Here is a 20,149-nt window from a genome sequence, read left to right on the forward strand (position 1 = left end):
CACTGAAAGGACCGCCATGTCCCTGAAATCCTTCCCCAAGCCCTCCGAGCTTGCGGTCCCCGCCGGCGCCGAGGGCTGGGAAAAGATCTACCCTTACTACCTGGTGTTCCAGGACAAGCTCAAGGAGCAGGAGGACGCCAAGTTCTGGTTCTGCGACAGCCAGCACTGGCCCACCGTGTTCAAGCCCTTCGAGACCATCGGCGGCGAATTCGCGGTCAAGTGCCTGGGCCAGTACAACGCCCGGCACCTGATGATCCCCAACGCCAACGGCATCGAATTCCGGGTCCACCTGGGCTACCTCTACATGTCGCCCATCCCGGTGCCCGAGGACCAGATCGCCGCGCGGGTGCCCCTGTTCGAGCAGCGGGTTGGCCACTACTTCCAGAACTGGGACGAGCTCCTCAAGCAGTGGCACATCAAGGTCAAGGGGACCATCGACGAGATGGAAACCATCTCCTTCCCCAAGCTCCCGGACGTGGTCCCGATCGAGGACATCCTCTCCGGCAAGGGCAAGGACGGCTCCGAGAAGCTGCTTGAGAGCTACGACCGGCTGATCCAGCTGGCCTACCAGAACTGGCAGTACCACTTCGAGTTCCTCAACCTCGGCTACATTGCCTACCTGGACTTCTTCAACTTCTGCAAGCAGGTCTTCCCCAACATCCCCGACCAGTCCATCGCCACGATGGTCCAGGGCGTGGACATGGAACTCTTCCGCCCGGATGACGAGCTGAAGGGGCTGGCCAAACTGGCCGTCGAACTTAAGCTGCAGTCGCTCTTCGGCAACACCGACGACGTCGGGTCCACCCTGGCGGCCATCGCCGCGGCCCCCGGCGGGGACCGCTGGACGGCCCAGTACGAGGCCGCCAAGGACCCGTGGTTCAACTTCACCGTGGGCAACGGCTTCTACGGCCACGACAAGTACTGGAACGAACACCAGGAAATCCCGCTCGGCTACATCGCCGACTACATCCGCCGCGTGGACGAGGGCCAGGAAATCATGCGGCCCGTCGAGGCCCTGATCATCGAACGCGACCGCATCATCGGGGAATACCGGGACCTGCTCGAAGGCGGAAACCTGGCACTTTTCGACGCCAAGCGCGGCCTTGCCGCCACCGCCTACCCGTACGTGGAGAACCACAACTTCTACATCGAGCACTGGACCATGGGCGTCTTCTGGCGCAAGATCCGCGAACTGTCCCGCATGATGCAGGCTGAAGGCTTCTGGACCGAACCGGACGACCTGCTCTACCTTGGCCGCAACGAGGTCCGTGACGCGCTCTTCGACCTCGTCACCGGATGGGGTGTCGGCGCGAAGCCCATTGGTCCGGACTACTGGCCGGAGGAAATCGAGCGCCGCCGCGGGATCGTGGATGCGCTCAAAACCGCCCGGCCCGCCCCGGCACTGAACACCCCGCCGGAGATCATCACCGAACCCTTCACCCGGATGCTTTGGGGCATCACCACCGAACAGGTCCAGCAATGGCTTGGGGCCGGCGAAGCAGTCGAAGGCGGCGGTCTGCGCGGCATGGCCGCCTCACCCGGCGTCGTGGAAGGCCTGGCACGCGTCATCACCGACGCGGACCAGCTATCCGAGGTGCAGCAGGGCGAAATCCTGGTGGCCACCGTCACGGCACCGTCCTGGGGGCCGATCTTCGGCAAGATCAAGGCCACGGTCACGGACATCGGCGGCATGATGAGCCACGCGGCGATCGTCTGCCGGGAGTACGGCCTGCCGGCCGTGACCGGCACCGGCTCGGCGTCCACCACAATCAAGACCGGGCAGCGGCTCCGCGTGGACGGCACGAAGGGCACGGTCCAGATCCTCGACGCCGAAGACGAACTGGTCATCGCCGGACCGGGCGCGCACAGCCACAGCCATGTCTGATCCGCAGTTGGACGGTGCGGGGCAGCCTGCCCGCACCGTCCTGATCACCGGTGCCGCCGGCGGGCTCGGCCGGGCGTTCGCGCTCGGCTTCGGCCGCCGCGGCTACCGCGTGGCGGTGGCGGACGTAAACCTCGACGGTGCACAGGAAACTGCCAGGCTGGTTCAGGCTACCGGTGCCGATGCCGTCGCCCTCCACGCCGACGTCACCAGCGTCGGCTCCACCGAGGCGCTGGCGAAAAGCTGCGCGGATTTCGGCAGCGGAAGCATCGACGTTGTGCTCAACAACGCCGCGGTATACGCCGGAGTGACCCGCAGCCCGTTCGAGGACATCGACCCGGCCGAATGGGACCTGGTGATGAACGTCAACCTCAAGGGCCCGTGGCTCGTCACGAGGGCCGCGAGCCCGTACCTGCCCGAGGGCGGGCGCGTCATCAACCTCTCCAGCGCCACCGTTTTCAGTGGCTCGGAGCAGTGGCTGCACTACGTCGCCTCCAAAGGCGGCGTGGTGGCCCTAACCCGGGTGATGGCCAAGGAACTGGGCCGGCGGGGAATCACGGTCAATGCGATCGCCCCGGGCTTCACCCTGACCGAAGCAAGCTACGGGCTGATGGCGGACGCCGAAAACTACGGTGTGGACCGGGGCGCCATCAAGCGGGCCAGCCAGCCGGAGGACATCGTGGGCGCGGCCCTTTTCCTGGCCGGTCCGGACAGTTCCTACTACACCGGCCAGACCATGGTGGTCGACGGCGGCCGCCAGTTCATCTGACCCCGCCCTTGACCTCACCTTTCCGCTTTTCAATCCAAGGAGGACCAATGCCAACGGTTCATTTCACCGACGCCGCGGGCGCAGTCCGCGACGTCCAGGGCAACGCCGGCGACTCGGTCATGGAGACCGCAGTGCGCAACGGCGTCACCGGCATCGTGGCCGAGTGCGGCGGTTCGCTCTCCTGCGCCACCTGCCACGTTTTTGTCCGGGAGGACTGCCTCTCGCAGCTTCCGGCCATGGAGGACATGGAAGACGAGATGCTTTACGGCACCGCTGTGGACCGTGCGGACAACTCGCGCCTGTCCTGCCAGCTCCGCCTCACCGATGAGCTCGAACTGTTCGTCACTACCCCGGAAACGCAGGTGTAGTGATGGGCACCCATGTTGCCGCGGCGCAGCAGGCGTCCGCCGGAACCGCCGGCGCAGCCGGTACCGAAACTGAGAGCCCGACCCGCACCGGCCTGCTGATCATCGGCGCCAGCCAGTCCGGCGTCCAGCTCGCGGTATCGCTCCGGGCGCTCGGTTTCGAGGAACACATCACCCTGCTCGGCGATGAGGACCACCGGCCCTACCAGCGCCCGGCCCTGTCCAAGGAGTTCCTGCAGGGCACGGTGGAGAGCGAATCCCTTATCTTCCGCTCCAACGACTACTGGGCCGAGCACAACGTGGAGCTGGTCAAAGCCGAATACATTGTCAGGATTGACAAGGACGCCGACGGCTCCGGCGTCGCGTATTCCACCTCGGGCAGGCAATTCCCCTTTAAGCGCCTCGCCCTCACGGTGGGCGCCCGCGCCCGGAAACTGGAAATAGCGGGCGGCGACCTCGACGGCGTGCTCTATCTGCGCAACGCCGACGACGCGCTGGCGCTCAAGGCCAGGGTGGGGGACGCGCAGGATGTTGTGGTGATCGGCGGCGGGTTCATCGGCCTCGAAGCTGCGTCGAGCCTGCAAAAAATGGGCAAAAACGTCACCGTGCTGGAATTCGGCCCGCGGCTGGTGGGCCGCGCCGTCGGCGCGGAAACAGCCGAGTACTTCCTGCAGGCCCACCGCGCCCGCGGCCTGGACATCCGGCTCAATACAAGCGCCAAACGCTTCACCGCAGCCGCAGGCAACGCAGGCGCCGTCGCCGTCGCCGGCGTCGAGCTCCAGGACGGCACGGTGTTGCCGGCGCAGATCGTGCTGGTGGGCATCGGCGTCAGCCCCAACACCCAACTCGCAGAACAGCTTGGCCTCGCCGTGGACAACGGGATCGTTGTGGACCGTTTCGCACTGGCATCGGACGGCACCACAGTGGCGATCGGCGACTGCGCCAACATGCCCAACCCCGTGCCCGGCTCGGAACCGGGTGAGCGGATTCGGCTGGAAAGCGTGAACAATGCGATTGAACACGCCAAGGTGGCCGCCTACTCGCTCACCGGCAGGCGCGAGGAATACGCCGGCATCCCGTGGTTCTGGTCCAACCAGGCCGAGCTGAAACTCCAGATCGCCGGGCTCTGCAACGGCTACGACCAGACGGTGCTGCGGCCGGACAGGGAACGCGGCAAATTCAGCGTTCTCTACTACCGCCTGGGCCAGGTCATCGCCGCGGACTGCGTTAATGCTCCGCTGGACTTTATGGCCGTCAAAAACGCCCTTGCCCAAGGGCGCAACATCCCCGCCGGCGCCGCTGCCGACCCAACTACGCCCCTCAAAACGATCACCACGGACAGCTAGCCAGCAGGCCTGCCCACCCGAAGGAGAATCATGACTGCCCCCCACACCTCGGCTGCCGCCACCGGCGCCGCGAACCCGGTTTCCGAAAATCCGGCTGGAACCAGTCCCGCGGCTGTTGATTCCGCGGCTGCGGAGTTCGCAGCCGCATACCCGGTCCGGCCGGTCCCGGCGCCGGGACCGGTAGACACCGCCCCGATCGCCACCACCCCGGCAGCGCTCGGGGATCTCGACGGGCTCTGGCGCACCGTAGTGCACGAGACGCGTACCCGCGGCAATGACATCCACCTGCCGATCTCCCTCGCCTTCGCCGAAAGACTCTGCCGGGCCTACCCCAACGCTGACGCTGAACTGGTCCGGGTGGCCACCCTGCTGCACGATACCGGCTGGGCCCACGTGGATGAGTCCCGCATCATCTCAGAGGGTTTCGCGGGGGATTGGCGCAAGGCCGCCATTCGCTACGAACACGAGAAGCAGGGCTGCGACGTCGCCCGGCGGGTGCTCCCGGGCCTGGGCTATAACACCGAGTTCATTGACCGTGTGTGCGAGATCATCGACGGCCACGACACCCGCCCGGTAGCCAAGTCGCTGGAGGACGCGTTGATGCGCGACGCAGACCGGCTGTGGCGCTTCGACCAGGCCGGGGTTGCCTTGGCCTCGTCCTGGTTCAAGCTGGACCCCGCCACCTACACCGACCGTCTGGCCGCGGAAATAGTGCCCGAACTCATCACCCAGGCCGCCCACGACATGGCCAGCGCCGACCTGGACCGCTCCAATGCCCTGCTGAAGACGGCAGTCATCCGATGACTGCCGCCACACACAACAGCCCTGCCCTGGCCCTCCGCGCCGCCCTTCAGCTGCCGTACACGCACGTTGACAACATCTTCGTCGACGGCGCCTGGAGGTCCGCGGGCGGCACCGGCCGCAACCCTGTCACCGACCCCGCCACCGGCGAAGTCTGGGGCTCCGTCCCGGACGGAACCGCCGCGGACGTCGACTCCGCCGTCGAGTCCGCACGCACGGCCTTCGATGGCGGGGAGTGGCCGCGGCTGGCACCCTCGGACCGCGCTGCGTACCTGCTGCGCATTGCCGAAGAGGTAGAGAAGCGCGCCGGGGAACTGTCGCTGACCAACACCCGCGAGAACGGTTCTCCGGTCTCGGAGTCCGCCGGGGCGGCGGCCAACGCCGCGGGCATCTTTCGCTACTTCGCAGGCCTGGCCGGCTACCTTGAGCGGGAGGACGTGCGGGCTTTCCCCCGGGGCGGCGGCGAATCCGTAGTCCGGCGCGAACCGATCGGCGTCTGCGCCTTGATCGCGCCCTGGAACTTCCCGATCAACCTTGTGGTGATCAAGCTCGCCCCGGCGCTGCTGGCCGGCTGCACCGTGGTGATCAAGCCGGCGTCGCCCACCCCGCTGTCGCTCCGGGTGATCATCGATGCGATAGCAGCGGCTGGTGTTCCTGCCGGCGTCGTTAACCTCGTCACCGGCTCCGGACGGTTGGGCGATGCGCTGGTGAAGCACCCGGGAGTGGACAAGGTGGCCTTCACGGGTTCGACGCCGGTTGGCCGGAAGATCGCGGCGGCCTGCGGCGAGCTGTTGCGTCCCGTGACCCTGGAGCTCGGCGGGAAGTCCAGTGCGATCGTGCTGCCGGACGCCGATCTTGAGGAAATGTCCAAAGTACTGATCCGCTCCTCCATGCGCAACACGGGGCAGACCTGCTACATCTCGACCCGGATCCTGGCGCCGGCCAGCCGGTACGAGGAGGTGGTGGCCATGGTCACCAGCACCATCGCGGCCGGAAAGCAGGGCGACCCGCTGGATCCGGACACGGTCTTCGGGCCGTGCGCCACGGAATCCCAGTACCGGACCGTGCTGGAATTCGTGGAGTCGGGCCTGGCCGAGGGCGCCCGAGCCACCACCGGCGGTCGCCGCGCGGCACTGGGCGGCGGGCTGGAAGGCGGTTACTTCGTGGAACCCACAGTGTTTGCCGACGTTACGCCGGACATGCGGATCTCCCGCGAGGAGATATTCGGTCCGGTGATTTGCATCCTCAAATACAACGACGCAGGTGGCAGCGTTGATGAGGCGGTTGCGCTGGCGAACAACACGGAATTCGGCCTCGGCGGGCTGGTGTTCGGCCGTGATCAGGAGGCAGCGCTGGCCGTGGCGGACCGGATGGACACCGGCTCGGTGGGCATCAACTTCTTCGCTTCCAACCATGCGGCTCCTTTCGGCGGCCGGCACGATTCCGGGCTGGGCACCGAGTACGGGGTCGAGGGCCTCACCGCCTACTTGAGCTACAAGTCGATCCACCGGAAGGTCTAGGGCCGCCGCGCACTCCGCCCGGGCCCGGTCTCACTTTTCAATAACGCGGGGATAAGGAACAATCGAAATGGCAAGTATGCTTATCAATCTCGATTGTGACTGGAGGAGCTGACATGAGGGCGCTTACGTGGCAGGGAAAAAGGTCAGTCAGTGTGGAGACGGTTCCGGATCCGGTGATCCAGGAGCCGACGGACGCCATCGTCAAAGTCACGTCATCGGCGATTTGCGGCTCTGACCTTCACCTATACGAGGTCCTGGGTCCGTATATGAAGGCCGGCGATATCCTCGGCCACGAACCCATGGGGATCGTTCAGGAGGTCGGCTCCGGCGTCCGGAACCTCAGGCCGGGCGACAGGGTTGTGATCCCTTTCAACATTTCGTGCGGTCATTGCTGGATGTGCAAACGGGGTCTGCAGTCCCAGTGCGAAACCACCCAGGTCCACTCCCACAACAGCGGTGCGAGCCTGTTCGGGTTCTCCGAGCTGTACGGCTCGGTCCCCGGCGGGCAGGCCGAGTTCCTGCGGGTTCCGCACGCGGATTATGGGCCGGTGAAGGTCGGGCATGAGCTTCCCGACGAGCGGTACCTCTACCTTTCCGACATCCTGCCCACGGCTTGGCAGGGGGTCCACTACGCTGACGTTCCCGACGGCGGGACACTCGCCGTCTTTGGTCTTGGCCCGGTGGGGCAGTTCGCCAGCCGGATCGGCCGGCACTTGGGCCACCGGGTCATCGCCGTCGAGCCGGTTCCGGAACGCCGCCGGATGGCCGAGCGGCACGGCGTGGAGACCGTTGATTTTACGAAAGACATTGGTGACCAGCTCCGCGACATGACCGATGGCAGGGGCCCCGACGCGATCGTCGACGCCGTCGGGATGGAAGCGCATGGTTCGCCGGTGGGCGCCTTTGCGCAGAACGCCGTGGGGCTCCTGCCCGATGCGCTGGCCAGGAAGGTCATGGAGACTGCCGGTATCGACCGGATGTCGGTCCTCCATGCAGCTTTGGATTCCGTGCGCAGGGGAGGGACCGTCTCGCTCAGTGGAGTATACGGCGGCACCGCAAGCCCCATGCCATTGATGAGCATGTTCGACAAGCAGATCCAACTCCGGATGGGACAGTGCAACGTCCGGCGCTGGACGGACGAGCTGCTTCCGCTTGTTGAGGATCCGGCAGACCCGCTCGGCGTTATGGACCTCAAAACCCACGAAGTCGCCCTCGACGACGCCGCTGGGGCCTACGAGATCTTCCAGAAAAAGGAAGACGGCTGCATCAAGGTTGTGCTGAAGCCCTAGCGGTGAGTTGCCAGTGGCACGGACGCCTCGTGCACACCGTGTTCGGGAGCGTTTCCCGGCCCAAGGGACCGGCCTGGACGCGGCCACCATCGAACTCCATCATTTCCGCGGTCTGAGAGGCCCGCGGCTCGGGCCCTCGGGTCAATCTGCGCTAGCGCCTCCCCTGGCTGCCCGGGAGCCCGCCGGCCAACGCTGTGCGCGCAAAAAGGTGCTGACCAACCCGTCAGAGGGGGTGTCCGCCACGGCGGACACCCCCTCTGACGGGTTTTAACCGCCGAATGCGGTGAGATGGTGCTGTGATGCCTCCAGGAGGCGGGTGAAGGCGGTCTTGGCATCGGGTGCCGTGGTGGCGTTCTCAGCGGATGTGGCCAGGCTTTGGATGTCGGTCTTCTCGACGGTTCGCCCGACCGCGAATGCGCCCTCCTGGCTGGCTTTGCCCTGGGCGAGTAGCTCATCGTAGAGCTTCTGGAGGCTGTCATCTGAGAACACGCCCGCCGTGTGGTCAACGGTGGGATCAGTGACGCCGTAACGATCCATCAGGTTCCGGACGGCCTCAAGGTGCTTGGACTCGGAGTTCGCGACCCGGCTGAATACCGGGGTGCCGTACAGACCGGCGAAGGTGGTGTACAGATCATGGGCCAACAGTTCCTCCTCGGCCATATAGACAAGTTCTGCCCGCTGCTCATCCGTCATGGTCCCGGTGGAAGTGCTCCCGGCGTCCGGACCCGAGCCGGATCCCCGTCCTGAGCCCTGACCCTGGCCCTGACCGCCGGCCTTGCCATGGCCCATTGAGCTGCCGCCGGCCTGCCCGCCTGTGCCGCGGGCGTTGCCGTTCGTGGGCTGCGCCTGCCCGCTCTGCTGGTGCTGGCCGTTCTGCCCGCCCTGTACGACGGCGGCCACGCCGGGCCCCGCCACGAGAGCGGTAATGACGGCGCTGCCGGCGATTGCTGCTGCAATCATGGTCTTCTTTCGCATGGTGTGCTCCTTGTTCGATTGCCGGAAAACCAGCTTGTATACACAGAATGCCGCCCGCGTGTGCAGTGCTGCTGGCGACCGTGTGCAGATTGTGTGGAGATTCGTTCCTCCTGCCTTCCGGCGCAAAAGCTGGCATTAGTGTTAGCTCCATGCCCACCGTGCTGGTCGTCGAGGACGAAAAAGACATCCGTGAAGTGCTGCGCCGTTACCTGGAACGGGCGGAGTTCTCGGTCCTGACCACTCCATCGGGCGCCGAAGCACTGCGGCTTCTGCCGTCCGCTGACCTGGTGGTGCTGGATCTCGGGCTGCCCGACGTCGACGGCACCGACGTCCTCCGCGAGATTCACAGGCTCGGAAGCCTTCCGGTGATAGTGCTGACGGCGCGCAGCAGCACTGAGGACCGGATCCGTGGTCTCGAACTGGGAGCCGACGACTATGTGACCAAGCCCTTCAGCCCGCATGAACTTGTCCTGCGGGTGCAGGCCGTGCTGCATCGCTTCGGAGGCGTCCCTGCTGCGGACGCCGCGGCGAGCTATGGTGACGGCAGGCTGCGAATCGACCCCGGCCTGCACAAGGCGTGGCTGGATGGGAACCTGCTGGACCTGACCCCAACAGAATGGGACCTGCTGGACGCTGTGGCGGCATCGCCGGGACGGGTTTACTCGCGGTACGAGCTGGTGAACCGTGTCCGGGGTTACGAATATGCCGGTTACGAGCGCACCATCGACTCCCACGTCAAGAACCTCCGGCGGAAGCTCGGACCCCGAGCCGCAGACGTCTTGGAAACGGTGACCGGCGTGGGTTACCGGCTGGGCCTGCACCGCGACGAGCGGAAATGAGGCGGGCTGGGAAGGGCCTCGGACAACTCGGGAAGCGTCTGTTGCTGGCGTTTGTGCTGGTGGCTGTTTCGTCGGTTCTTGTGCTGGTCGCAGCTGCACTGATCGGGGTGGACCGTGGTGTTCATGCAGCACAGCAGGCGGACCGAGAACAGCTGGCCGCGGCGGCCGCCGCTGCCGCCGCGGGCGCCTATCAACAGGCTGGCGGGTGGGACGGCGCCGATCTGAGTCGTTCCCTGGCCATCGGTGACGCCGCATCGGCCCACCTGAATATCGTCGACGCCGACGGTAACTTGCGGGCCGGCTCCGGCAACCCGGCCCGGGGAAACGCCGGCCAGGCAGATTCCAGCGGTCAGGGAGCGGTGACCGCTGATGTCGTCGTCGATGGCACTCGAGTCGGTGCAGTGCGGGTCAGTCTCGGAGGGAACGGAGGGAACGGTGGAACGAGGATCCTCGACGTTGCCTGGACGTGGATCGCCGTCGCTGCAGTGGTGGCACTGACAATGGCTGTCGCCGCGAGCTGGTTCGTCACACGGAGGCTTGTCCGGCCAATCCGCAGCATGACGGAGGCGGCGCGTGCCTTTGGCGCGGGAAACCGGAACGTCCGCACAGCCGGGGATGCACCTGGCGAACTCGGCGACCTCGCCCACGCCCTCAATGACATGGCGGACGCGGTTGTCCGGTCCGATACGGAACGGCGCAACCTCACCGCAGATGTGGCACACGAGCTGCGCACGCCGCTCGCGGCCCTGCAGGCAGGGCTCGAGGAACTGCGCGACGGACTCATGGAACCGACGCCGGCCGGTCTGGCCGGATTGCACGACCAGTCGCTCAGGCTCGGCCGCGTTGTGGCCGATCTCGCCGAGCTCTCCGCCGTCGAAACGGCGGCGTTGTCCCTGGACCTGGCACCCGTGGACCTTGCCGCGCTCGCTGCCGATGCACTCTCCCGCTCAGAGCCGCAGTTGCGGGCGGCCGGCCTGGCGACGGAGCTGGAAAGCGCCGGTCCCGTGTGGGTCAGGGCCGACGGCGATCGCCTGCACCAGGCAGTCGGCAACCTGCTGGCCAACTCCGCGCGCTACTGTCGAAAGGGCGGCAGGGTAACCCTCAAGGCGTTGGCCGACGGCGGCGAGGCCGTGCTCACCGTCGCCGACACCGGCCCGGGAATCCCCGCCGAGGAACTGCCTCACATCTTTGACCGGCTCTGGCGGGGGAGGGCCGCAGAACAGATCGCCGGCTCCGGCATCGGGCTCGCCCTGGTCCGCGAAATCGTGACCAGCCACGGCGGAACCGTCCAGGCGGCGTCAACCCCGTGGGAAGGGACCACGATCTCCCTGCATTTGCCCCGCCTCCGCTGAGCCGAACGGCCGCACCTTCCGGCGTCCTGATGCGGGGTCACTACGCGCCCGTCCCAGCCGGTGGGATGGGCGCGTAGTGACCCCGCGTTGCTTTGGATCAGGCGAACAGGCCGTCGCCGACGAATCCGTCCTCACGGCACCCCGGCGGGATGGCGAACACAGCGGAGCCGACCGGCGTCGTCCACTGATTGAGCATGTCCATTTGATCGAGCCGGCGCTGGATGGGCGTGAACTGCCTGTCGACGTCGGCCTGGTAGGCGACGAAGATCAGCCCCGAGTCCGAGACCCCTCCGGCGCCGGGAGCGGCGTCGTAGTTGTAGGCCCGGCGAAAGATCCGCTGGGAACTGTCCTCCGGCCGGGCCCGGCGCAGGTGTGAGACGTCCGAGATGACCGGGAACCCGAGCTTGGACTTGGCGGTCAGGTCCGGCTCGTCGTGTTCCTGCGTCCCGGTCAGGGGTGCGCCGTTGGACAGCCGGCGGCCCACGGATTCCTCCCGGCCCACGCGGTCCGCCTCGTCCCATTTGTCCAGGTTCATCGCGATCCGGCGGACAACCACGGACGTGCCGTTGGCCGTCCATGCGGGTATTTCTCCGCCGCCCCAGACCACGCGCTCGTTGTCCGGGCCGCCGGGCGCCGGGTTCGACGTCCCGTCCACCTGGCCGAAGGGGTTCCGCATGGTGGTCCCGGATTTTTCACTGCCGTAGGAACGCCGGAACCCGGTCTGCACCCAGCGGACGGTCGCGAAGCTCCGGCTGTCTTTCAGGAGCATCCGTTGGGCATGCGCCACGGTCAACGGATCATCCGCGCAGATCTGCAGCAACAGATCACCGTCGGAGAATCCGGGCTGAAGCCGGTCGATGCTGAAGGCCGGCAACGGCTTCAGCCAGCCCGGCGCCCGGGCGGGGTCCACCGCGGCAACCAGGCCGGGGCCGAATCCGAACGTGACCGTCAGCCGGGCCGGCACCTGGGCCAGTTCGCCCTCGGTGTCGGCCAGGGCTGGCTTTCCCGCGCAGAGGTTTGCGGCGTCGTCGCTGAGCAGCCGCAAGAGCGCCTTGACCGCGGCGCGCGTCGTTCCGGGCCGCAAATCCAGGGCGACAAAAACGCCGTGGGCCTGCGCCGCCGTCGTGATGCCCGCCTGGCGGTCGCCGTGAAACGGAACAATGCCGCTGCCGTGGACGCTCTCCGCGGGATCATCCGGGGCGGGGTTCCCCGCCTGCTGGACGCCCGCCCCGGCGAGGTGGGCGCCGGCCGCGGCCAGCGCCCCCAGCCCGGCGGCGGCGCCGCCGAAGAGCAGTCCGCGCCGCGGCAGTTTCCACGGGGCATCGGGCTCCCCACTGCCCGCGGTTGCGCCGGCGGGCCGCTGGTCCCCGGCGCTCATTTTGAGGTCGACGACGGCGCCGAACCGGGTGCGCTGCCGGTGCTGGAGGGCTGGCCGTGGGACATGCCGGTGCCTTCTTCTTCGACATAGTTCTCGTGGGCGCCGCTGAAGTCTTTCGCCACGGCGGTGAATTCGAAGCTGCCGCCGCCGGCCAGCTCAAGCGTGAACGTGACGTCAGCACCGGGGTTGATCGGCGCGGTAAGCCCCATCAGCATGATGTGGTTGGCGCCTGGCTCAAGTTTCAGTTCGCCGCCGGCAGGGATCACAAAGCCGCCCTGCTTGGCCTGCATCTGCATTGCGCCGTTGGGTCCCATGGCTGTTTCGTGCAGCTCGACCATCCGGGCCGACGGGGTCGAGGCGCCGGTGACGGTGATGTCGGCGTCGGAGGTGTTCTTGAGGACGCCGAAACCGCCGGTCATACCGGAAACGGCGGCCTTGACCCACGGCTGGCTGACCGCCAGCGCGGCGGCCGCATTGGCCGGGGTGGTGGCGGTGGCAGACGGGGATCGTGCCGGCGTCGAGGCTGAGGGGGCGCAACCGGCGAGTGCCAGGGCCGCCGCCGCGAGAAGGGAAAGGGTAGGGTAAACGAGCTTCTTGGACATGGCGATACTCCTGAATCGTCGCAGCCGGCCGCAGCGGGCCGGCCCGGTAAGTGTTATTCGCTGGGGGATTGCGTGTTGCGCTTGATGCGCCGAAGGCCGATAAATGCCAGATAGATGCCGAGACCGGCGGCCGCAGCGGTTCCGGCGGCAGGCATCCAACCCGGTACGCCGTCACCCGTGCCGTTTGCGGCGGCCCCGCTGGGTTCACTGCTGGCACCAGCGCTGGCGGAGGCCGCCGGCGGCGCGGCGGCAGGATTTCCGACATGAATCCGGTAGCCGCCACTGATCGGGTGACCGTCTGCAGAGACCACCCGCCAGCTGACCTGATAGCCGCCGTCGGGGAGTTCCGGGAGCGCCTGGGTCAGTGTTTCCCGGGTGAGGACCGGTGCGCCGGCTACCCAGTTCTTGTCGTTGTCATCGACGACCCGAACCTCATGGCCGAGCACCAGCAGGGGCGAACTGAAGGACAGGATGATGCTGGCGGGACTCTTGTTCAGGCGCTCATCGGGCGCTGGACTGGACGAAATCAGCTGGTCGTGGGCGAAGGCCGCCGGTGCTGCTGGGAGGCTGGCGCCTACGCAGAGCAGGAGGGCGGCGAGCAGTGTTGCTCCCAAGCCAGGATTCCGCCATGTTTTTAAGCTATTTCTTGTCATGGCTGCTTCCCGCCCTGGCGCCGTCTTGGCAGCGTTGCAGGGGCGCATCGGGTGAAGGCGCAGGGCGCCTAGGACACGAGCGGAAGCAGGGGAGGTCCGCGGTGGCGCATCACCAGCAGGGGCGCGCCGAGGTTCCGCAGCGGCCTGACGGGCTGGCTGGCGGGCAGTGCGGCTGCGGCCGGACACGCCGGCAGGGGCTGGAAAAGCGGGAGGAAAGCCGTCACGTGCAGCCGCATCGCCTGCGCCAGCCGGACGGCGGCGACCTCGCCGTGGCGCAGGATGGCCACGGTCAGGACGGCGGCAACGGCGTGTCCCAGCCACATCAGCGGCGAGGCGTGGTCCGCCCTGGGGGAAAAGACCGTTCCGGCGGCAGGTTCCAGCAGGGAAGAGTGGGTCAGGTGGCCGCCGGCCGGAGCGCCGGAAACATGCGGAGCCGCTGCCCAGCTGAAGACCCAGTGGAAGAGTCCCTGGCTCAAAGCCACGCCGGCGGAGAGCCGCCACAGGGACAGTCCGCGGCCCGTGAGTGCGGTGCAGGCCAGCCCGGACAGGGCCAGCGTCAGGAGGAGCAGGGGAAGTTCGGGAGCGTTCCCGCCGGCCAGGAAGTGCGAACCGGCGGCGATGGAAGTCGCGACGGCGGCGCCAATCCAGCCGCGTACAAGGCGCAGACCGCGTGCCGTCATTCTTCCTCCTTGCTCACGGGTAATTCTACCGGCTGTCGAAGACTTCATTGGTGCCTCCTGGGGTTCCGGCTCGGATACCAGGCGTGTGTGATGCAGTAACGTCATAATGCCAGCAGCTTTGTGGAGTAAATCGGTCGGGAGAGACGTGAAGGATCAACAGGGGCCAGCGTCCGCTTCCCGCGCGGGACGTGCTGTTGAACGGACCAAGGGAAGCCCTCTCTGGAAAACCGTCAGCGCCGAGCTGCTGCAAGAGGTCCTCGCCGGGGCGTTTGAGGCAGGTTTCCCCGGTGAGCTGGAACTGGCCCAACGCTTCGGAGTAAGCCGCGGCACGATCCGGGCCGCCCTGGCACCCCTGCGCGATGCCGGACACATCACCGCGCACCCCGGGAAGAAACCTACGGTGGTCGCCGGAAGAAGTACGGTGTACGGACCGATCTATAGCGTCCTGGCGTCGATCCGGGAGTCGGGGATGAAACACCGGAGTGTGGTCCTGGAACAGCACCTGGTGGTCAACCCGGAGGTGGCGGCAAAGCTTTCCCTTGATCCGGACGCCGAGCTCTTCCACCTCTCGAGGATCCGCCTCGCCAACGGTGAGCCGATCGGCCTGGACCAGGCCTGGCTCCCTGCAGTGACCGCCGAGAAGCTGCTCGAGGCCGACTTCCGCGACGCGTCCCTCTACGGGGAGCTGGACCGGCGCTGCGGCGTCGTACTGGACGGCGGTACGGAGCAGCTCACTGCCGTGCCCGCCACCCCCGCACAGGCAGCCCTCCTTGGGTGCCCGGACAGCTCCCCGTTGTTGTTGATCGAGCGGACCGGCTGCCATCGGGCGCGCGACCTCGAATTCCGGCGCAGCTATGTCCTGGGCGACCGGGTGGCGATTTCCACCGCCTTCGGTTGCAAGGCCACTCCGCCACCTCGGGGCTAAGCGGTCCACTGAACGCGAGGCACCGGGCAGCGATCCTCAGAGGTTGCCCTCTTCACGAATGCCCACAGCAGCAGGGCGATGGAGAGGCCCGCCAGCACGGGCTGGATCGGTTCGAAGTACTGCATGGCGCCGGAAGTGCCAAGGGCCAGCAGGACGAGCTTGTTGCAGACCGGGCAGCCCACGGCAAAAAAGGAAACGATGGTGCCGGCAGCCCCGAACCGGCCTTTGCTGTCGGGTTCTCCGTCGCTGGACTCGCCGTCGGCCGCAGGTTCGCGGGAAACATAGGTGGCCAGCAGCAATCCGGTGAGGAGGGCTGTAACGCCGAGGACCGGGAACGACCACCAGGTCGGCGGGACCTCACGGCTGAAAAGTGGCGTGTCGATCAGGTCCGTGGGCACGGCCACGACGAGGTAGGTGGCGGTGGCGGCGGCGGCCACTGCCAGCCAGCGCCGCCCCGGCCACTGCGCCAAGGCCGATATCAGGGCTTCGTATTTACTGCGGATCATCGGGCATCCCTGTCTTTGTACGGCCCGGGCCGGGGACACCGCCGGCCTGGTTGGTCACGGTCTCCGGCACACTCTGTGGTTTGACGGCTCCGGGGGCCTTTTCGGGGGGCGTGGTTGGCTCGCTTCGCCTGCTCTTGAAATACAGTGCCATGCCGATCGCGAGAACGAGGGCCGCGACCCCGGCGACAACGAGGTCGGAGATGCCCGCGGCAGCCTCCGTGGCAGCCGATTCTGCGCGGAACTGGTCCTGAACAGTCAGCACACCGCCCAGCCCCGCCGTCCCGTCGCTGACCAGCAGGAGCACGCCGACGCCGACGGAAATGACGCCGGAAATGATCATCAGCCAGGAATTCGACCACTTCCCGATGGTGAGCGGCCGCGGCCGCAACCAGCGGCGGCCGGAGATGCCGAGCCGGTCCCACAGGAGGGCCAGGACAAAGAGCGGCAAAGCCATCCCGAGCGCGAAGACCGCTAGGAGCACGCCGCCATAGACGGCGTTGCTGCCCACTGCGGCCACGGTCAGGATGGAGCCCAAGATAGGGCCGGTGCAGACCCCGGCGACACCATAGACGGTTCCCAGGGCGAAAACGGACAGCCGGGAAGACCCGGCGCCGGCCGTGGGCGTGAGCCCGGAGGGAAGCCTGATTGCGGAGATCTGGGCGGAGCCCAGGAGGATCACCAGGGCCGCCGAAACGCCGATCAGGGCTGGCCGGTGCAGCGTGACAAGGGAGCCGAGTGCCCCGGCGAATATGCCCAGCGGCACCAGGGTGCTCAGCAGACCAAGGTAGAACAGTCCTGTCCGTGCCACCAGCCGGGTTTTGGTGGAGAACGCGTAGGCAAAGAATGCCGGCAACAAGAGCGCTGAGCAAGGACTCAGCAGGGTAAGAACGCCGCCAAGGAATGCGCCCGCGTAGCCGATGTCCATTTCACTTGCCCTTGGCGGACTTCAGGGCAGCATCGATCGCCTTCTCAAAGGAGGCCAGCGGCTGTGCACCAACGAGGGGGGTGTCGTTCACCAGGAACGTGGGAGTGCCGGTTGCGCCCAGGGACGCGGCCTCCTGGGCATCTTTCGACACCGCCTCCTTGAGTGCCGCGGAGTCGAGATCCACTTCGAATTTTTTCAAGTCGGGGATTCCTGCATCGCCGGCAAGCTGGATCAGCCGCTCCCGGGGCAGCTCGGCGTGGCCGCGCTCCGGCGCGATGGCGTAGAGGGCCTTGTTGTATTCCCAGAACCGGCCCTGCTCGCCCGCCGCGCGACCGGCGACGGCGGCGGCGGATGACTGCGCCCCAAAGACCGGCAGGTCTCGCCACTCCACTCTCAAGTCGCCGCGGTCGACGTATTTCGCCACCAGCGGGGGAAGGGTGTCCCGGGAAAACAGCCCGCAGAAAGGGCAGCGGTAGTCGGCGTACTCCACCAGGACGACCGGAGCATCCGGGCTTCCGATCGCCGTCGGATCGCTTGCTTTCCTGCGGGACATGTCCAGTTTTTCGCCGGCGGGTCGCTTGGGGTCCCGGGACTGCTTCCCTTGTTCGGTGTCATCTTTTTGGGTCGCTGCACTTTGGTAGGAGAGCAGTCCCACGAACAGCAACAGCACGGCGATGCCTAGTGCCGGCAGCACGATCGATGCAGTGCGTCGGCTGCGCTTGGCGGCTGCGGGCTCCGGTTTGGTCAACGTGGGCATCTGGGCTCCTCAAGCATTTCATCGCAGGAATGAAATGTTTAGACATTTAGTAGTGTTCGACGCTACGCGACATCAGTGCTGTTGTAAAACACCCGGAATCCCAATGCGGAACCCGGTCAGAGGCGTGGCCGCTTTGACGCCTGCCCGATTTCGAAGGAATGTTTGTACATTGCCGCAGGGCGGCCGCTAGCATGCAGGAAGCGGCCCGGCCTGGCTCTGAAACGGGCGGGCCCAACCAAGCCGAAGGAGATTGTATGTCTGAATTCGCAGCAGATCATGATGCCGGACACGCCGTAGACAACGGAGGGGGCCCTCCGGAGGAACGCGCTGGCGGCGGTCGGCGCGGTCTCGTGGCCCATGCGGCCGGTCCTTTGCCGGACGGTGCACTTGCCGGGGTGCTGCGGAGCAGCCAGAACGCTGTTGCGGCGCTCGGACCAGAGGTTCCCGTCGAGGCTGTCATCCAGGGGCCCGGCGTGGCCCAATTGGCGGAGGGCTCAGCGTTCGGCGAAGCCATCTCCACCGCCGTCGCCGGCGGTGTCCGGGTGCTGGCCTGCGGGAACAGTCTGCGTTCGGCGGGGGTGCCGGCGGAGCGACTGCTGCCGGGCGTCGATATCGTTCCGGCGGCCATCGCCCACCTTGCCGAACGCCAATGGGACGGCTGGGCGTACATCCGTCTCTAACCTGCGCTCCGCCGCCGAGGCCTGCAGGCTCAGTCCTGCGGTCGCGGCTTGGTGGGGAACAGCGGGCGGCAGTCGGTGCAGACGTCGACGCCGGATTCCGGCGATCCGCTGCGGCCCAGCGTGACTTTGCGCTCCAGCTCCAGTCGGCCGTGCAGGGCCCATGCCATCACAGCCAGGGACAGTAGGCCCGCGGCGACCTGGACCGACGGCACTGCCTCCCTAGCCGAGCTCGCCCACACCGCGCCGAAGAGGCCCAGGACGGGCCAGCGTAGATCGCACAGGGTGGCCGCCGCGCCGATCGGGGTGTTGACATAGCTGCCTGCCAGGAAGCCGGCCAGGATCGACGCCGCGCCCACCAGGGCGTAGCCCGTCCAGCCGGTGCCGGCGCCGGCAATCATGCCGTTGGCGCCTAGCAGGAAGAGCGCGGCGATGCCGGCGGCGACGATGGTTGAGACCACGCGTGCCCGGGACCAGTTGCCGAGCACCTGCGCGAGTTGCCGCGCACGGCCGCGGCTTTCGGGTATGTCAGGGGTGCCCGTGCCGACGTTCCCTGTGGGGCCGCTGTCGCTTGTCATGGCTGCTCCTGGATTTTGCCGGGACGTCGTGGCTGCCGGGCGGTCCAGATGATCACGGTGGCCACCATGGTGATGGAGAGGAACCCGAGCCCGGAATACCCGACTGCGGCAAGTACCGGACCGGCCAGCGCGCCGCCGGTCGCTCCGGCTGCGTTCATGCTCAAGTCGGAAACGCCCTGGATCGCGGGCCGGTCCTGCACATGGGCTGACTCGGCCACCAAAGCAGACCCGGCAACCACGGAGGCAGACCAACCCAGCCCCAGCAGGATTAAGCTCGCTGTCACGGCAGCGCTGGAATCCGGCGCAACTCCGGCCAGCACCAGCGACACCAGCAGCATGCCCTGGCCCAGCAGGATGGTCGGCAGTCGCCCGACTTTGTCCGACAGCCAGCCGAAAACAGGTGACAGGGCGTACATGCCGGCGATGTGCAGGCTGATCGTCAGGCCGACCACCGTCAGGCTTGCCCCGTGGTCGCGCAGGTGCACGGGCGTCATTGACATAAGCGCCACCATAGTGGCGTGGCTGAGGGCGACGGCGGCCACTGCGTAGCGAGCCCGGGGGCTGCTGCGCAGAATCCGCAGACCGCTTTTGGGCTGGGGTGCCTCGAGATCGGGCACTCGGGCGGCCATCGCGGTGAGGAGCGGGTCCGGCCGCAGGCCTGTCGCATAGACGCCGGCGGCCAACAGTTGCGCGGCCACGGAGAAGGCGAAAGCGCCCGTCAACGGGGGCAGGCCAAGGGCTCCTCCGACGGTCTCACCGGGGCCGAACAGATTCGGGCCCAGGACGGCGCCGATCGTGGTGGACCACACCACAATCGAGAGGTCCCGGCCCCGGGAGCCGGGGCGGGACAGGTCGGTCGCGGCGAAACGAGCCTGCAGATTCACTGCGGAGCCCGAGCCGAGGAGCATGAGGCCCAGCAGCAGCAACGCGAAGACGCCCAGCGCGGCGGAGGTGATTGCCGTGACGGCGCCGGCGCCGGCAACCAGGGCGCCGGTGGACAGCGAGATCCGCCGGCCGCGGGCCTGGGCCAGCCGGGCGAGGGGGACGGCGGCGAAGGCGGCGCCGAGGGTACTCATTGTGGCGGCCATGCCGGACCACGCGTTGGACCCGGAGAGCTGCGCTGCCAGCAGGGAACCGAGGGACAGTGTTGCTCCCATGCCGATGCCGCCGAGGATCTGGCCGCCGACGAGGATGAAGACCACGCGGCGCTGGAGGCGCTTATTATCCAGGCCGGGCTGGGTCGTGGGGGCGCTTCGCGCCGGGCGATTGGCCTGGACTGGCTTCAAGCCTTCCGGCAGTTCCTTCGTGTGCATGGCGATCCTTCAGGCTC

The 20,149-nt window shown here is 67.2% G+C and carries 21 protein-coding genes; 11 read left to right on the forward strand and 10 right to left on the reverse strand.

What is annotated here, in order from left to right; translation table 11 throughout:
- Nucleotides 1–16 precede the first annotated feature (16 nt).
- From QK287_RS04620 to QK287_RS04650, 7 genes are all read left to right on the forward strand, one after another.
- Nucleotides 17–1,885 carry a PEP-utilizing enzyme gene (locus tag QK287_RS04620; protein WP_282359451.1) on the forward strand — a complete coding sequence of 623 codons (1,869 nt, stop codon included), beginning with the start codon at nucleotides 17–19 and terminating at the stop codon, nucleotides 1,883–1,885.
- Entirely contained in the window at nucleotides 1,878–2,651 is a 774-nt protein-coding gene (locus tag QK287_RS04625; protein WP_282359452.1) for an SDR family oxidoreductase, read from the forward strand. The genes QK287_RS04620 and QK287_RS04625 overlap by 8 nt, the downstream gene beginning before the upstream one ends.
- Before the next feature lie 47 nt (nucleotides 2,652–2,698).
- On the forward strand, nucleotides 2,699–3,019 hold the full coding sequence (locus QK287_RS04630) for a 2Fe-2S iron-sulfur cluster-binding protein (RefSeq protein WP_226773497.1): 321 nt from the start codon (nucleotides 2,699–2,701) through the stop codon (nucleotides 3,017–3,019).
- Between the two features lie 2 nt (nucleotides 3,020–3,021).
- Nucleotides 3,022–4,362, forward strand: coding sequence for an FAD-dependent oxidoreductase (locus QK287_RS04635; RefSeq protein WP_282359453.1), 1,341 nt, complete (start codon nucleotides 3,022–3,024; stop codon nucleotides 4,360–4,362).
- Nucleotides 4,363–4,392: 30 nt separating this feature from the next.
- On the forward strand, nucleotides 4,393–5,166 hold the full coding sequence (locus QK287_RS04640; protein ID WP_282359454.1) for an HD domain-containing protein: 774 nt from the start codon (nucleotides 4,393–4,395) through the stop codon (nucleotides 5,164–5,166).
- Complete coding sequence (locus QK287_RS04645) at nucleotides 5,163–6,683, forward strand: aldehyde dehydrogenase family protein (protein WP_282359455.1); 1,521 nt, start codon at nucleotides 5,163–5,165, stop codon at nucleotides 6,681–6,683. Before QK287_RS04640 ends, QK287_RS04645 begins: the two co-directional genes overlap by 4 nt.
- Before the next feature lie 113 nt (nucleotides 6,684–6,796).
- Nucleotides 6,797–7,972 carry a zinc-dependent alcohol dehydrogenase gene (locus tag QK287_RS04650; protein WP_282359456.1) on the forward strand — a complete coding sequence of 392 codons (1,176 nt, stop codon included), beginning with the start codon at nucleotides 6,797–6,799 and terminating at the stop codon, nucleotides 7,970–7,972.
- Nucleotides 7,973–8,239: 267 nt separating this feature from the next.
- Here QK287_RS04650 and QK287_RS04655 read toward each other — a convergent pair whose 3' ends face one another.
- Nucleotides 8,240–8,947 carry a DUF2202 domain-containing protein gene (locus QK287_RS04655; RefSeq protein ID WP_282359457.1) on the reverse strand — a complete coding sequence of 236 codons (708 nt, stop codon included), beginning with the start codon at nucleotides 8,945–8,947 and terminating at the stop codon, nucleotides 8,240–8,242.
- A 149-nt stretch (nucleotides 8,948–9,096) separates the two neighbouring features.
- On the opposite strand from QK287_RS04655, the gene QK287_RS04660 reads away from it, so the two are divergent.
- Together QK287_RS04660 and QK287_RS04665 are read left to right on the forward strand one after the other, a co-directional pair.
- Complete coding sequence (locus QK287_RS04660) at nucleotides 9,097–9,786, forward strand: response regulator transcription factor (protein WP_282359458.1); 690 nt, start codon at nucleotides 9,097–9,099, stop codon at nucleotides 9,784–9,786.
- Nucleotides 9,783–11,138, forward strand: a complete 1,356-nt coding sequence (locus tag QK287_RS04665; protein ID WP_282359459.1) for a HAMP domain-containing sensor histidine kinase — start codon at nucleotides 9,783–9,785, stop codon at nucleotides 11,136–11,138. Before QK287_RS04660 ends, QK287_RS04665 begins: the two co-directional genes overlap by 4 nt.
- 97 nt (nucleotides 11,139–11,235) lie before the next feature.
- Here the strand turns inward: QK287_RS04665 and QK287_RS04670 are convergent, their stop codons facing one another.
- From QK287_RS04670 to QK287_RS04685, 4 genes are all read right to left on the reverse strand, one after another.
- Nucleotides 11,236–12,516 carry a Dyp-type peroxidase gene (locus QK287_RS04670; protein WP_282359460.1) on the reverse strand — a complete coding sequence of 427 codons (1,281 nt, stop codon included), beginning with the start codon at nucleotides 12,514–12,516 and terminating at the stop codon, nucleotides 11,236–11,238.
- On the reverse strand, nucleotides 12,513–13,118 hold the full coding sequence (locus QK287_RS04675; RefSeq protein WP_282359461.1) for a copper chaperone PCu(A)C: 606 nt from the start codon (nucleotides 13,116–13,118) through the stop codon (nucleotides 12,513–12,515). Before QK287_RS04675 ends, QK287_RS04670 begins: the two co-directional genes overlap by 4 nt.
- A gap of 53 nt (nucleotides 13,119–13,171) precedes the next feature.
- A complete protein-coding gene (locus QK287_RS04680; protein WP_282359462.1) occupies nucleotides 13,172–13,732 on the reverse strand; it encodes a copper resistance CopC family protein in 561 nt (186 codons plus the stop codon).
- Nucleotides 13,733–13,839: 107 nt separating this feature from the next.
- Nucleotides 13,840–14,451 carry a hypothetical protein gene (locus QK287_RS04685; protein ID WP_282359463.1) on the reverse strand — a complete coding sequence of 204 codons (612 nt, stop codon included), beginning with the start codon at nucleotides 14,449–14,451 and terminating at the stop codon, nucleotides 13,840–13,842.
- A gap of 145 nt (nucleotides 14,452–14,596) precedes the next feature.
- On the opposite strand from QK287_RS04685, the gene QK287_RS04690 reads away from it, so the two are divergent.
- Entirely contained in the window at nucleotides 14,597–15,376 is a 780-nt protein-coding gene (locus QK287_RS04690) for a GntR family transcriptional regulator (protein WP_282359464.1), read from the forward strand.
- Here QK287_RS04690 and QK287_RS04695 read toward each other — a convergent pair.
- The 3 genes from QK287_RS04695 to QK287_RS04705 are packed head-to-tail and all read right to left on the reverse strand — an operon-like array spanning nucleotide 15,373 to nucleotide 17,564.
- Nucleotides 15,373–15,882 carry a hypothetical protein gene (locus QK287_RS04695; protein ID WP_282359465.1) on the reverse strand — a complete coding sequence of 170 codons (510 nt, stop codon included), beginning with the start codon at nucleotides 15,880–15,882 and terminating at the stop codon, nucleotides 15,373–15,375. The genes QK287_RS04690 and QK287_RS04695 overlap by 4 nt on opposite strands.
- Complete coding sequence (locus tag QK287_RS04700) at nucleotides 15,869–16,807, reverse strand: cytochrome c biogenesis CcdA family protein (RefSeq protein WP_282359466.1); 939 nt, start codon at nucleotides 16,805–16,807, stop codon at nucleotides 15,869–15,871. The genes QK287_RS04695 and QK287_RS04700 overlap by 14 nt, the downstream gene beginning before the upstream one ends.
- A 1-nt stretch (nucleotide 16,808) precedes the next feature.
- A complete protein-coding gene (locus QK287_RS04705; RefSeq protein ID WP_282359467.1) occupies nucleotides 16,809–17,564 on the reverse strand; it encodes a DsbA family protein in 756 nt (251 codons plus the stop codon).
- A gap of 254 nt (nucleotides 17,565–17,818) precedes the next feature.
- On the opposite strand from QK287_RS04705, the gene QK287_RS04710 reads away from it, so the two are divergent.
- Nucleotides 17,819–18,244, forward strand: a complete 426-nt coding sequence (locus tag QK287_RS04710) for a DsrE family protein (protein ID WP_282359468.1) — start codon at nucleotides 17,819–17,821, stop codon at nucleotides 18,242–18,244.
- A 29-nt stretch (nucleotides 18,245–18,273) separates the two neighbouring features.
- Here the strand turns inward: QK287_RS04710 and QK287_RS04715 are convergent, their stop codons facing one another.
- Together QK287_RS04715 and QK287_RS04720 are read right to left on the reverse strand one after the other, a co-directional pair.
- Nucleotides 18,274–18,819, reverse strand: coding sequence for a hypothetical protein (locus QK287_RS04715; protein WP_282359469.1), 546 nt, complete (start codon nucleotides 18,817–18,819; stop codon nucleotides 18,274–18,276).
- Nucleotides 18,816–20,132 carry an MFS transporter gene (locus QK287_RS04720; protein WP_282359470.1) on the reverse strand — a complete coding sequence of 439 codons (1,317 nt, stop codon included), beginning with the start codon at nucleotides 20,130–20,132 and terminating at the stop codon, nucleotides 18,816–18,818. Before QK287_RS04720 ends, QK287_RS04715 begins: the two co-directional genes overlap by 4 nt.
- Nucleotides 20,133–20,149: the final 17 nt, after the last annotated feature.

This window comes from Arthrobacter sp. AL05 (assembly GCF_029960715.1).
GTDB lineage: Bacteria > Actinomycetota > Actinomycetes > Actinomycetales > Micrococcaceae > Arthrobacter.